The sequence below is a fragment of the Thauera sp. genome (assembly GCF_034003485.1).
Lineage (GTDB): Bacteria > Pseudomonadota > Gammaproteobacteria > Burkholderiales > Rhodocyclaceae > Thauera.
On record NZ_JAVEYL010000016.1, the window covers coordinates 39,499 to 52,339 of the forward strand.

Consider the following 12,841-nt stretch of genomic DNA (forward strand, 5'->3'; position numbering starts at 1 on the left):
GGCCTTTCGCGCCGCGCGGCCCACCTGCCCGCCCACATCATGATCCACGCATCCCTTCCGGAACTGCGCCGCGCGCTCGATGCGCGGCAGATATCCAGCGTCGAACTCGCGACCCTGTTCCTCGACCGCATCGACGCGCTCAACCCCGAGCTCAACGCCTTCATCACCGTCGACCGCGACGGTGCGCTCGCTGCCGCGCGTGCCGCGGACGCGCGCATCGCTGCCGACCAGGCGGGCGCGCTCACCGGCATCCCGCTCGCGCACAAGGACGTGTTCTGCACCGAAGGCGTGCTGACCACCTGCGGCTCGAAGATGCTGGCGAACTTCGTCAGCCCCTACGACGCCCATGTGGTGAGCCTGCTCAAGGCCGCCGGCGTGGTGAGCCTGGGCAAGGCCAACATGGACGAGTTCGCGATGGGCTCGTCGAACGAGAGCTCGCACTACGGCGCGGTCAGGAACCCGTGGAAGCTCGACCGCGTGCCCGGCGGCTCGTCGGGCGGCTCGGCCGCTGCAGTGGCGGCGCGCCTGGCGCCGATCGCCACCGGCACCGATACCGGCGGCTCGGTGCGCCAGCCCGCGGCCTTCTGCGGCATCACCGGCATCAAGCCCACCTACGGACTGGTGAGCCGCTACGGCATGATCGCCTACGCCTCCTCGCTCGACCAGGGCGGCGCCTTCGGCGCGAGCGCCGAGGACTGCGCGCTGCTGCTGTCGGCGATGACCGGCTTCGACGAGCGCGACTCGACCAGCCTCGAGCGCCCGACCGAGGACTACACCGCCGCGCTCGCCGCGCCGGCTGCCGCCCGCCCGCTCGAAGGCCTGCGCATCGGCCTGCCGCGCGAGTTCTTCGCCGAGGGCATGGCCGACGACGTGCGCGCCACGGTGGACGCCGCGCTCGAGCAGTACCGCACGCTCGGCGCCACCACGGTCGAGGTCTCGCTGCCCAACGCGAAGCTGGCGATCCCCGCCTACTACGTGATTGCGCCCGCCGAGTGCTCGAGCAACCTCAGTCGCTTCGACGGCGTGCGCTACGGCCACCGCGCCGCCGAGTACGGTGACCTCGCCGACATGTACGCCAAGAGCCGCGCCGAGGGCTTCGGCGCCGAGGTCAAGCGCCGCATCCTGATCGGCACCTATGTGCTGTCGCACGGCTACTACGACGCCTACTACCTGCAGGCCCAACGCCTGCGCCGCCTGATCGCGCAGGACTTCCAGGCCGCGCTGCAGCACTGCGACGTGATCGCCGGCCCGACCACACCGACCACCGCCTGGGCGCTCGGCGAGATGGCCGACGACCCGGTGCAGATGTACCTGTCGGACATCTACACCATCGCGGTCAACCTCGCCGGTCTGCCCGGCCTGTCGCACCCGGCGGGCTTTGGCGCCGACGGCCTGCCGGTGGGCCTGCAGCTGATCGGCGACTACTTCGCCGAAGCCCGCCTGCTCGGCGCCGCGCATCGCTTCCAGCAGGCCACCGACTGGCACGCGCGGCGGCCGGCGTGCGCCGAGTGAGTCTCATGGCAAGCCCGGCGCTGCGTCACCCCCCCGGCCGCATCGCCGCGCTTGTCGCCGCGATGCTGCTGGGAGCGTGCGCGCTGCCCGGGCTACCGCCGGCCGACGACCGGGTCAGTGACGAGCCGATCAGCGACGAGGTCCTGGCCAGCCCGAGCTCCGCAGGCAAGCGCCTGCGGCCGATGCCGTGGCGCCCGCTCGATGTGCGCGCCGACTGTCGCTTCCGCGACGAGGCCGGCTACACCACCCGGATCAAGCTCGACATCGTCCAGTCCAAGGTCAAGGCATTCAACGCCGACGTGGACATCCCGCGCCACGGCAGTTGTCGCTTCCATGGCCCGTTCACGCAGACACGCGAGAAGCCGAGCGTGCAGTTGCGCGCGCCCGACGGGTGCACGGTGGACATCTTCGAGCAGGGCAAGGCGGTCACCGTCGGCTTCGCAAACTGCGCCGCACGCTGCACCCGCGGCGCCTTCGATTACCTGTGGCCGATCATCATCGATCGGACCGACGGCCAGTGCCACTGATCCCGGTGGCCGGCCACACGCAACACGGAAAGACACCATGAGCAGATCCGATTGGGAAGTCGTCATCGGGCTGGAAGTCCACGCCCAGCTCAACACCGCGAGCAAGATCTTTTCCGGCGCCAGCACCGCCTTCGGCGCCGAGCCCAACCGCCAGACGAGCGCGGTGGACATCGCGCTCCCCGGCGTGCTGCCGGTGCTCAACCGCGGCGCGGTCGAGCGCGCGATCCGCTTCGGCCTGGCGATCGGCGCCCATGTGGCGGAGAAGAGCGTGTTCGCGCGCAAGAACTACTTCTACCCCGACCTCCCCAAGGGCTACCAGATCAGCCAGATGGACCTGCCGGTGGTGGTCGGCGGCGAGATCACGATCCGCGTCGGCGAGGGTGAGCAGGCCTACGAAAAGACCGTGCGCCTGACCCGCGCCCACCTCGAGGAAGACGCGGGCAAGAGCCTGCACGAGGACTTCCACGGCATGACCGGCATCGACCTCAACCGCGCCGGCACGCCGCTGCTCGAGATCGTCTCCGAACCCGACATGCGCTCATCAAACGAGGCCGTGGCCTACGCGCGCGCGCTGCACGCGCTGGTGCGCTGGATCGACATCTGCGACGGCAACATGCAGGAAGGCTCCTTCCGCTGCGACGCCAACGTGTCGGTGCGCAGGAAGGGTGTCGCCGAGCTGGGCACCCGGCGCGAGATCAAGAACCTCAACTCCTTCCGCTTCCTGCAGCAGGCGATCGACTACGAGGTGCAGTGGCAGATCGACACCCTGGAAGACGGCGGCCGCATCGAGCAGGCCACGGTGCTGTTCGACCCCGACACGGGCGAGACGCGCATGATGCGCAGCAAGGAAGACGCGCACGACTACCGCTACTTCCCCGACCCCGACCTGCTGCCGCTGGTGATCGCGCCCGAGTGGAAGGCGCGCGTGCAGGCCGAAATGCCCGAGCTGCCGGGGGCGATGAAGGCGCGCTTCATGGACGAGTGGGGCCTGTCCGCCTACGACGCCACCACGCTCACCGCGTCCAAGGAGGTTGCCGACTTCTACCAGGCCACGGTGTCGGCGGCGGGGGAGGCGCCCGGCACTCAGCTGGCAAAACTCTGCGCCAACTGGGTCATGGGCGATCTCGCCGCACGCCTCAACAAGGCCGAGCTCGACGTCTCCGCCTCGCCGGTCTCACCCGCGCAAGTCGCCGGCCTGGTCGCGCGCATTGCCGACAACACCATCTCGAACGCCATCGGCAAGAAGGTGTTCGAGGCGCTGTGGAACGGCGAAGGCCAGAGCGCGGACACGATCATCGACCAGCAGGGCCTCAAGCAGGTCACCGACAGCGGCGCGATCGAGGCCATGATCGACGAGGTACTCGCCGCCAACCAGAAGTCGGTCGACGAATTCCGTGCCGGCAAGGAGAAGGCCTTCAACGCCCTGGTCGGCCAGGTCATGAAGGCGAGCAAGGGCAAGGCCAGCCCGGCCCAGGTCAACGAGCTGCTCAAGAAGAAGCTCGGCGCCTGAGGCACTGCCGGGCGTAACCCCAGCGCCCGGCAGCGCTACCCTCGAAGCGGGTCTTCGGGCGAGGCCGCTCCGACAACCTCGATCCTCAACGCATCGTTCTCCTTTTGAAATTGGTCACATTCTTATATTGTTGAATGATGACCAGACCGGACGCTCGTCCGGGCACAGGAGGAGACCGTGGAGACGATCGCCGAATTCGTCGAATGGCTGGGAGAAGACCGCGGCCTTGCGCTGGGCGGCCTGCTCATCGGTGCCCTCTTCGGCTTTTTCGCCCAGCGCTCGCAGTTCTGCCTGCGCGCCGCCGTCGTCGAGGTGGCGCGCGCCCAGTTCGGCCCCAAGCTCGCGGTGTGGCTGCTCGCCTTCTCTGCCGCCATCATCCTCACCCAGTCGCTGCTGCTCGCCGGTCAGTTCGACACCGGTAACGTGCGCCAGCTTGCCAGCCAGGGCAGCATGTCCGGCGCAGCCATCGGTGGATTGCTGTTCGGCATCGGCATGGTGCTGGCACGCGGCTGTTCGAGCCGGCTGCTGGTGCTGGCGGCGAACGGCAACCTGCGCGCACTGCTGTCCGGGCTGATCTTCGCCGTCACCGCGCAGGCCTCGATGAACGGCATCCTGTCGCCGTGGCGTGAGGCGCTCGCCGGGCTGTGGACCATCGATGGCGGTCACGCGCGCGACCTGCTCGCCCTCACCGGCATGGGCCGCAGCAGTGGATTGCTGTTCGGCATAGCCTGGCTCGCCGCTGGCATCTGGTTCGCGCGCCGGTACCAGGTGAAGGCCTGGGGCTGGATCGGCGGCCTCGGCGCCGGGCTGATGGTCGGCGTGGCGTGGTGGTTCACCTGGCGCCTGGCCGGACTGCTGTTCGAGCCGACCCCGGTGCAGAGCCTCTCGTTCACCGGTCCGTCGGCCGACGTGCTGATGCTGGTGCTGTCGCCCCCGGGCCAGCAACTGAACTTCGACCTCGGCATGGTCCCGGGTGTGTTCCTCGGCTCCTTCATCGCCGCCTGGTTTGCCCGCGAACTCAAGCTCGAAGGCTTCCAGGGCGGGCACGCGATGCGGCGCTACATCATCGGCGCGGTGTTGATGGGCTTCGGCGGCATGCTGGCCGGCGGCTGTGCGGTGGGCGCCGGCGTGTCGGGCGCATCGGTGTTCGCGGTCACCGCCTGGGTCACGCTCACCGGCATGTGGCTGGGCGCGAGCCTCACCGACTGGCTGGTCGATCGCCAGGGCGCGGCGAGCTTCCGTAACCTGGCCGCGCCGAGCGCACCGTGACGCGGTGACGGATTCGCACTGAGGCCGCCACGGCAAGCTTCCCCGCTTGGGTATACTGACCGGCATCAACCGTCCGCACGGAGCGCACCGCCATGTGTCAGTTACTGGGCATGAACTGCAACGTGCCGACCGACATCTGTTTTTCCTTCACCGGCTTTCGCGCCCGCGGCGGCCTCACCGACCATCATCGCGACGGCTGGGGCATCGCGTTCTTCGAAGGCAAGGGCGCACGCGTCTTCCTCGACCCAGCCCCGAGCGCGCACTCGCCGGTTGCCGAGCTGGTCAAGCACTATCCGATCCGCTCGCTCAACGTCATCGCCCACATCCGCAAGGCCACGCAGGGCGAGGTGCGGCTGGAGAACACCCATCCTTTCCAGCGCGAGCTGTGGGGGCGTTACTGGATCTTCGCCCACAACGGCAACCTCAAGCACTTTGCCCCAAGCTTGTCCGGGCGCTTCCTGCCGGTCGGCACCACCGACTCGGAGCGCGCGTTCTGCTACATCCTCGACACCCTGGCCGCGCGCTTTCCGCTGGGCACGCCCGCCGCGGCCGAGCTGCACGCCACCTTGCGTGCGCTGTCCTGCGAGATCGGTAGCCTGGGCGAGTTCAACTTCCTGCTCTCGGATGGCGACTGGCTGTTCGCGCACTGTTCATCACGCCTGTCCTACATCATTCGTCAGGCGCCCTTCCCGATCGCCCACCTTTCGGACGAGGACCTCGCGCTCGACTTCAACCGCGTGACCCAGCCGAGCGACCGCGTCGCCATCATCGCGACCACCGCGCTGACCGACAACGAGCGCTGGATCTCGATTCCGCCCGGCAACCTGCTCGCCTTCAAGGAAGGCCTGCCGGTCGCGCTCGGCGACACGCAGACGGTAGGCCAGGACTTTCCTCCGCGCGCGACCTCCGGTGCGTAAGAGTTCCTCGCTATCCGGGCGAGGAAGGGGCTAGATTGAGTGGCCGTTTCCACGCTTCCTGAAGATCGAGACCAAACATGGACTGTCCGCTGTGCGCGCTGCCCCCCGAACACGTCATCTGGGAAGATGAGCGCTGCCGGGTCATCCGCGTCGATGACCCCGCTTACCCGGGTTTCTGCCGCGTGGTCTGGGGCGAACACGTGGCCGAGATGACCGACCTGTCGCGCGCCGATCGTGCCCATCTGTTCGAGGTCGTTATGGCCACCGAGGCCGCGCTGCGCGCGCTGCTGCATCCGGCCAAGATCAATCTCGCCAGTTTCGGCAACATGGCGCCGCACCTGCATTGGCATGTGATCCCGCGCTACCACGATGACCGCCACTTTCCCGAATCCGTCTGGGGCGCCGCACAACGCGAAGGCCGGGCGCACCCTGGCGCGGAACCGGTTGCGCTGGCGCGCGCCATCGACAGCGCGCTGAACCCCGGCGGGCCGGATTGAGCATCGAGCACCCCATGGATTACACCCAGCCCGCGGCCTGTCTCGATCAATTGCACAGGCTGCACCCGATCGATTTCAGGAAGACCCACGACACGCTCGCGCGCATCGTGCAGGGCCTGCTCGCCGCGCGGCCAGCGCCCAATCAGCATCTCGAGGTCCTCGAAGCCGCACGCGACACGCTGAGCTTCACTCAGGGCGAGATGGCCCGCACCTACACCGCCCATACGCTTCCGCCAGGCGAGGACACGGAGCACATGCTCGACCGCGTCGTGGGCCTTTGGCAGGCGATGGCGCGCTCGTATGCGGCGATTGCCGAGGCCGACGCGCGCGAGGGCACGCTCGAGGACCAACGCGCGCTCCTTGCACAGCGCCGCGTGTCCTACGAAGGCCTGGCGCTCGTGGAATACTTCCGCGCCCATCGGGAACTGCCGGCTGGCATGTGGCGCGCGGTGCACGCGAGCTACCAGGATGCGGTCAGCGGGGGGCTCGCCCGCATACGCGTCACCGACGCCCTCAACGACGTCTGGCATGCGCAGAGCCCACACGAGGCCTATGTTGCCGTTCTGCTGGTCGATCTCGCAAACCCTTACGGCCGCAGCGAACGCGAACTCAACTGGGTCATACGCTGGGCGCAGCGCTTCGCACCGTATTGCGCCCTGGACGCCAACGTCGAAGCCCAGAAGCCAAGCACGTACGGGGTGGACACGGCCGGCGACAGCAGCTTGCGCCCGCTCGGTCTGTTGCCGCGGACACCGACGCTGCTGCGCTTCGACGGCAGCAGCCTGGCGATCCAGATCCAGGCCGTGCTCGCGCAATTCAAGCGCGGGGTGAAGCCCGCGTCGCTCGGCCTCGGGGACGACTGCCCGACCAATGTCAGCGCGCGCCTGCTGCTCTCCCTTTACCGCCCATGGGGGCTTGCCTCTTCGGGGCGGCGCTTTCCCCGACGCGCCAGAGCGGGCCAGGTCGAACTCACCGGAGACTGGCTTGCAATCGGCTTCGCCCTCAACGGCAAGCTCTTCCAGCAGCCCCGGGCCGACGGGACGACCCGCGGCAGGCTGAGTGACGACATTTCGCTGCTCACCTTCGGCGAGCGCGTGCCGCGCGTCACGGATCGGGCACAGCCGGTGCGCGCAGACGCCCACCCCCTGAGTTTCGAGTCCGAACAATGGGAAGTGCTCGACCAGTCCGTTGGTGGCTTTCGCCTGCAACACGCAGGGGACGCGGTGCGCCTCGAGCATCACCAGTTGGTCGGCCTGCGTCCGCTCGACGCCGAGCAGTTGTTGATCGCGGACCTCAGCTGGCTGATGTATCGCAGCGGGGGCGTGCTCGAGGTGGGCGTCAACGTCCTGCCCGGTATTCCCCGCGTCGTCTCGGTCCGCTTGCAGGTCGCCCCCGGTCGCCGCGAACCCTTCCATCAGGCCTTCCTGCTGCCGCCGTCACCGGCGCTGAAGTCGGCCGGCTCGCTGGTGCTGCCACCGATGTGGTTCCAGGCCGACCGCATCGTCGAGGTACGCGAAGGCGAGACGTCGCGCCATGTCTGCCTGCGCAAGCTGCTGATGCGCGGAACAAATTTCGATCAGTGCAGCTTCGACGCCGAGGCGGCGATCAGCCCCGCCTGACGCGCGCCGGCGGGAAGCGTGTCGCAAAGCGGCTGCCTCTGCCCAGTTCGCTGGTGACAGTCAGTTCGCCCTGGTGCCGGGTGAGGATGTGCTTGACGATCGCCAGCCCGAGCCCGGTGCCGCCGGTTTCGCGCGAACGCCCCCGGTCGACACGGTAGAAACGCTCGGTCAGGCGCGGGATGTGGACCGGATCGATGCCGATGCCGTCGTCCTGCACCCAGAACTCGCCGCCCCCGCCCTCTTCACTCGTACGCCAGCCGATCTCGACATGGCCCCCCACCGGGGTGTAGCGCACGGCATTGCTGGCGAGATTGGAAAACGCGCTGTGGAGTTCCTTGCGACTACCCAGCAGGGCGCCCCCCCCGTCGAGCACGAGCCGGATCTCATGGCGCCCGGCGGACAGAAGATCAGTCTCGCGCATCACCTCCTCGACGAGCTCGACGGCATCCACCTCCTCATCCACTTGTGCAGGTGCGCCGGTTTCCAGTGCCGACAAGGTCAGCAACTCCTCGATCAGGCGCTGCATGCGGGTCGACTGCTCGCTCGCCAGCTTCAGGTAATGAATGACCTCCTCGCGCGAGAAGTCGTCGGCTCCGTCGATCAGGGTCTCCAGAAAACCGCCCACCACCGTGAGCGGGGTGCGCAGTTCGTGCGACACGTTGGCGACGAAATCGCGTCGCATGTTTTCGAGACGCTCGAGCTGGGAGACATCGCGCGACAGCACCATGCGCCGGTTGCCGGCAAAGGCGATGACCTGTACCTGCAGGGTACGGTCGCGACGGCGCAGCGAGCGCATCACCAGCGGCTCCGCGTATTCGCGGCCTGCCAGATAGGCGATGAACTCGGGCTGGCGGATCAGGTTCGGCAGCGGCGTGCGCAAGTCCTTGCGGCGGTCGAGGTCGAAGTGCTGCTCGGCCATCGGATTCATCCACTCGATGAGGTCGTCGTCGGCCAGATAGATCACGCCATCGGGCATGGCCAGCGCGGCCTGCTGGAAGCGGCCGAGTTCGGCAGACAGGCGCTCCTTGACCTCGCATTCGCGCTGGAAACGATGCCCGATGTCGGCGTAGATGTTGCCCCACAGCCCTTCGCCCTGCGGCACCGGCGTGCCGATCGGCTGCCGCGCCCAGGCAGCCAGCGCTCGAAGGTTGCGCGCCAGCATGATCGCCGCGCCGATGAGCCCCACCGAGATCAGCCCCAGCGCCGCGTCGCTGCCGCGATAGGCTCCAGCGAGCGCGCCGAGGACGAGCATGGCGATCGCCGGGACGGCAACCCCCAGGGTCACATAGGAGAGCGGCCTGCTGATCACGCCGGATCCGTCGAGGACCTGCCCGCGCTCAAGGCGCGACCGCAGCCTGCTGGGCATGCACCGAGAACCGGTAGCCGCTGCCACGCACGGTCTGAATCAGCGCATCGTGCCGTGTCGGCTCGAGCGCGCAGCGCAGGCGGCGGATGTGAACATCGACCGTACGCTCCTCGACAAAGACATGGTCACCCCACACCTGATCGAGCAACTGGGCCCGCGAATGCACACGCTCGGGATGGGTCATCAGGAAATGCAGGAGGCGGAACTCGGTCGGGCCGAGCGCCAGTGCAGTTTCACCGGCGCTCACGCGGTGCGTGGCCGGATCGAGGCGCAGCCCGCCCAGCTCGACGGCATCCTCGGTCGCTTGTGGCGCACGCCGGCGCAATACCGCCTTGATGCGCGCCACCAGTTCGCGCGGGCTGAAGGGCTTGGTGACGTAGTCGTCGGCGCCGATCTCCAGCCCCGTCACCTTGTCCTGCTCTTCGCCGCGGGCGGTCAGCATGATGATCGGGATCTCGCGGGTACGCTCCTCGGCGCGCAGACGACGGGCGAACTCGATGCCCGACGCCCCGGGCAGCATCCAGTCGAGCAGCACGAGATCCGGCAAGGCTTCGCGCACGATGCGCTGGGCGGTCTCCGCATCGGAGGCGCGGACCACGTGATGCCCCGCGCGCGCGAGGTTGGCGGCGATCAATTCCTGGATCGCTGGTTCGTCTTCCACAAGCAAGATGTTCGCTGGCATGCCTGAACTCCGTTTTAGCATTTGCCCGAGTGTATTGCAGCTCCTTGAACCTTTGATGACACGTCATCGAAGCGCAACAACGCCCAACTGCCATCGCACCCCTCCGGTGCGAAACGCCGATCCGGCGATTCGGGTATGATTGTGGCCCTTCCAGCGGGACTGATGTCATGGCCGGACTCGACGAAAACACCCCGATCCCCACCGAAATCACCGTACATCGCAGTTCGAAGCGCCTCGAGCTTGCCTTCGACGACGGCAGCCACTTCGATCTGCCGTTCGAGTTCCTGCGCGTCTATTCCCCATCGGCCGAAGTGCGCGGCCATGGTCCCGGACAGGAGACACTGCAGCAGGGCAAGCGCGACGTCGACATCATCGATATCGCGCCGGTGGGCAACTACGCGATCAAGCCCAGCTTCTCGGACGGTCACGACAGCGGCTTGTACTCCTGGGATTATCTCTACGCGCTCGGCCGTGACCAGCAGACGCTGTGGAACGACTATCTCGAGGCGCTTGAGCGCACGGGCGGCACCCGCGATCCCGCAAAGGTCCCGCCCCCGGAACCCAAGGGCGGCTGCGGACATCACCACTGAGCAGATCATGAGCGACAAGACGACCCACTTCGGCTTCCAGACGGTAGACGAGCAACTCAAGCAGAAAAAGGTGGCCGAGGTGTTCTCCTCGGTCGCGCAGAAGTATGACGTGATGAACGACATCATGTCCTTCGGACTGCACCGCGTGTGGAAGCACTTCACCATCCAGCTATCGGACGTGCGCGAAGGCGATCGCGTGCTCGATGTGGCTGGCGGCACCGCTGATCTCTCGCTTGCCTTTGCGCGCAAGGTCGGATCCAACGGCCAGGTGTGGCTCACCGACATCAACCACGCCATGCTGTCGCGCGGCCGGGATCGCATGGTCGACAAGGGCTTCGCGATGCCCATCGCGCAGTGCAACGCCGAAAAGCTGCCGTTCCCCGACGACTGGTTCGACTGCGTCACCGTCGCATTCGGCTTGCGCAACATGACGCACAAGGACGTCGCACTCGCCGAGATGCGCCGCGTATTGCGCCCGGGCGGCCGGCTGCTGGTGCTGGAGTTTTCCAAGGTGTGGAAACCCCTGTCGCCCATCTACGACTTGTATTCCTTCAAGCTGTTGCCGTGGATGGGCGCGAAGGTCGCCGACGACGCCGACAGCTATCGCTATCTTGCGGAATCGATCCGCATGCACCCCGGCCAGGAAGAATTGAAGGCCATGATGGAACAAGCAGGCCTTGGCCGGGTCGACTACTACAACCTGAGTGCCGGCGTGGTTGCGCTGCACCGTGGCTACAAGATCTGAACCAGGAGACCCCAACGCAATGAAAAGCTTCCTTCTTTCCCTGATCGTCGCCGTGATGTCCTTCGGCTTCGTCGCGTCCGAGGCCGAGGCCAAGCGCCTTGGCGGCGGCAGCAGTTTCGGCATGAAGCGCCAGGCGACACCGCCGGCCCAACCGCGCCAGCCCGCAGCCACCCAGCAAACGCCGGCGGCTGGGGCAGCGACCGCTGCCGCGCAACCCAAGCGTTCGTGGATGGGTCCGATCGCCGGTCTCGCCGCAGGCCTTGGCCTGGCGGCGCTGTTCTCGCACCTCGGCCTCGGTGAAGGCTTCGCGAACTTCTTCATGATCCTGCTGCTCGCTGCTGCCGCCTTCTTCGTCTTCCGCCTCCTCTTCCGCAAGGGCAAGAATGCGGCCAGCCAGCCGAGCCAAGGTCTCCAGTACGCGGGGGCGCCCGCCGGTGGTACGCGGACACCCAACAACGCATTCGAGGCCAGCCAGCCCCTCGGTGGTGCCACTGCCGCCACACCCGCCAGCGGACTCGACAAGGCGCTCGCCTCCGGTTTTGACGCCGAAGGTTTCGCACGCCAGGCCAAGCTGAACTTCATTCGTCTGCAAGCAGCCAACGATGCCGGCAACCTCGACGATCTGCGCGAATTCACCACGCCGGAAGTGTTCGCCGAGATCTGCATGCAGCTCAATGAACGCCGTGGCACCGAGCAGCGCACCGACGTCGTCGAACTGAATGCGGACGTGATCGACGTGGCCGAGGAAGACAACCGCTACATCGTCAGCGTGCACTTCACTGGCCTGCTGCGCGAGGACGCCGAGGCCGCACCCGCGCCCTTCGATGAGATCTGGCACCTGACCAAGCCGCTGAGCGGCAACGGTGGCTGGCTGATCGCCGGCATTCAGCAAGCGCAGTAAGCTTCGCCAGGACGCACACGGGCCTGCCTGCAGCTCTCCTTCGCCCTCGGGCGGAATGGGAGCTGCAGGCAGGCCTTTTACGTTGTTTGAGCCAACCCACTTACCGGGAGCATCGTCATGCTGTCCAGCCTCTTCCTGTCCGCCACCAACCACCTGCTCGCTCAGGCTGGCTGGGCGCGTCAGCGCCTCCAGAGCCACGCCGGACGCACCGCACGCCTTGAGCTGGTGCCGGTCGCCGAGATCGACTTCTCGATCTCGGCGGAGGGACAGCTGGCCGAATGGAGCGGTGAGGATGCCCCTGAGGTCTGCCTGCGGCTCGCGGTCGCAGAGTTGCCGCAGTTGGTGGCGGGCGGGATGGAAACAGCGATGCGGCACGTTCGCGTCGAAGGCAATGCCGAACTGGCCGAAGCCCTCGGCTTTGTCTTCCGCCACCTGCGCTGGGACGCAGAGGAGGATCTGTCGCGCGTCTTCGGTGACATTGCCGCGCATCGCCTGGTCGACGGGGGACGTCGAATCGCTGCAGAAAGCAGGCGATCACTCGAGCGCGCAGGGGGCAGCGTCGCCGAATATTTCACCGAGGAGGCCCCGCTGCTCGTGCAGCGCAAGGCTTTGCCGACGTTCGCGCTCGAAGTGGTGGCTTTACGAGACGCGGTTGCGCGCCTGGACAAGCGTGTTGCAAGGCTTGAAAGGGCGCGTTGAGCGCGGC

General features: G+C 67.3%; 13 protein-coding genes. 11 read left to right on the plus strand and 2 right to left on the minus strand.

Going from position 1 to position 12,841, the window contains the following annotated elements:
- Positions 1–39 precede the first annotated feature (39 nt).
- From gatA to RBT54_RS10815, 7 genes are all read left to right on the plus strand, one after another.
- Entirely contained in the window at positions 40–1,512 is a 1,473-nt protein-coding gene (gatA, locus tag RBT54_RS10785; RefSeq protein ID WP_320367020.1) for an Asp-tRNA(Asn)/Glu-tRNA(Gln) amidotransferase subunit GatA, read from the plus strand.
- A gap of 5 nt (positions 1,513–1,517) precedes the next feature.
- Complete coding sequence (locus tag RBT54_RS10790; RefSeq protein WP_320367102.1) at positions 1,518–2,039, plus strand: hypothetical protein; 522 nt, start codon at positions 1,518–1,520, stop codon at positions 2,037–2,039.
- Between the two features lie 37 nt (positions 2,040–2,076).
- A complete protein-coding gene (gene gatB, locus RBT54_RS10795; RefSeq protein ID WP_320367023.1) occupies positions 2,077–3,549 on the plus strand; it encodes an Asp-tRNA(Asn)/Glu-tRNA(Gln) amidotransferase subunit GatB in 1,473 nt (490 codons plus the stop codon).
- Positions 3,550–3,726: 177 nt separating this feature from the next.
- The gene (locus RBT54_RS10800) at positions 3,727–4,818 is read left to right on the plus strand and encodes a YeeE/YedE family protein (RefSeq protein ID WP_320367025.1); all 1,092 of its coding nucleotides are present in this window, start codon (positions 3,727–3,729) and stop codon (positions 4,816–4,818) included.
- Positions 4,819–4,910: 92 nt separating this feature from the next.
- Complete coding sequence (locus RBT54_RS10805) at positions 4,911–5,735, plus strand: class II glutamine amidotransferase (protein WP_320367027.1); 825 nt, start codon at positions 4,911–4,913, stop codon at positions 5,733–5,735.
- A 77-nt stretch (positions 5,736–5,812) separates the two neighbouring features.
- The gene (locus tag RBT54_RS10810) at positions 5,813–6,232 is read left to right on the plus strand and encodes an HIT family protein (protein WP_320367029.1); all 420 of its coding nucleotides are present in this window, start codon (positions 5,813–5,815) and stop codon (positions 6,230–6,232) included.
- Between the two features lie 14 nt (positions 6,233–6,246).
- A complete protein-coding gene (locus RBT54_RS10815; protein ID WP_320367031.1) occupies positions 6,247–7,851 on the plus strand; it encodes a hypothetical protein in 1,605 nt (534 codons plus the stop codon).
- On the opposite strand, the gene phoR is transcribed toward RBT54_RS10815, so the two are convergent.
- Together phoR and phoB are read right to left on the minus strand one after the other, a co-directional pair.
- The gene (gene phoR, locus RBT54_RS10820) at positions 7,838–9,160 is read right to left on the minus strand and encodes a phosphate regulon sensor histidine kinase PhoR (RefSeq protein ID WP_320367033.1); all 1,323 of its coding nucleotides are present in this window, start codon (positions 9,158–9,160) and stop codon (positions 7,838–7,840) included. The two genes, RBT54_RS10815 and phoR, sit on opposite strands and share 14 nt — an antisense overlap.
- 28 nt (positions 9,161–9,188) lie before the next feature.
- Positions 9,189–9,899, minus strand: coding sequence for a phosphate regulon transcriptional regulator PhoB (gene phoB, locus RBT54_RS10825; protein WP_320367037.1), 711 nt, complete (start codon positions 9,897–9,899; stop codon positions 9,189–9,191).
- Positions 9,900–10,066: 167 nt separating this feature from the next.
- Between phoB and RBT54_RS10830 the strand changes: the two genes are divergently transcribed.
- From RBT54_RS10830 to RBT54_RS10845, 4 genes are all read left to right on the plus strand, one after another.
- Positions 10,067–10,489 (plus strand): DUF971 domain-containing protein, encoded by a 423-nt coding sequence (locus RBT54_RS10830; RefSeq protein WP_320367038.1) that lies wholly within the window; start codon positions 10,067–10,069, stop codon positions 10,487–10,489.
- Between the two features lie 7 nt (positions 10,490–10,496).
- Positions 10,497–11,234, plus strand: a complete 738-nt coding sequence (gene ubiE, locus RBT54_RS10835; protein ID WP_320367040.1) for a bifunctional demethylmenaquinone methyltransferase/2-methoxy-6-polyprenyl-1,4-benzoquinol methylase UbiE — start codon at positions 10,497–10,499, stop codon at positions 11,232–11,234.
- A gap of 19 nt (positions 11,235–11,253) precedes the next feature.
- Positions 11,254–12,135 (plus strand): Tim44 domain-containing protein, encoded by an 882-nt coding sequence (locus tag RBT54_RS10840; protein WP_320367042.1) that lies wholly within the window; start codon positions 11,254–11,256, stop codon positions 12,133–12,135.
- Positions 12,136–12,252: 117 nt separating this feature from the next.
- Positions 12,253–12,834 carry an SCP2 domain-containing protein gene (locus tag RBT54_RS10845; protein ID WP_320367044.1) on the plus strand — a complete coding sequence of 194 codons (582 nt, stop codon included), beginning with the start codon at positions 12,253–12,255 and terminating at the stop codon, positions 12,832–12,834.
- The last annotated feature ends 7 nt before the right edge of the window (positions 12,835–12,841 follow it).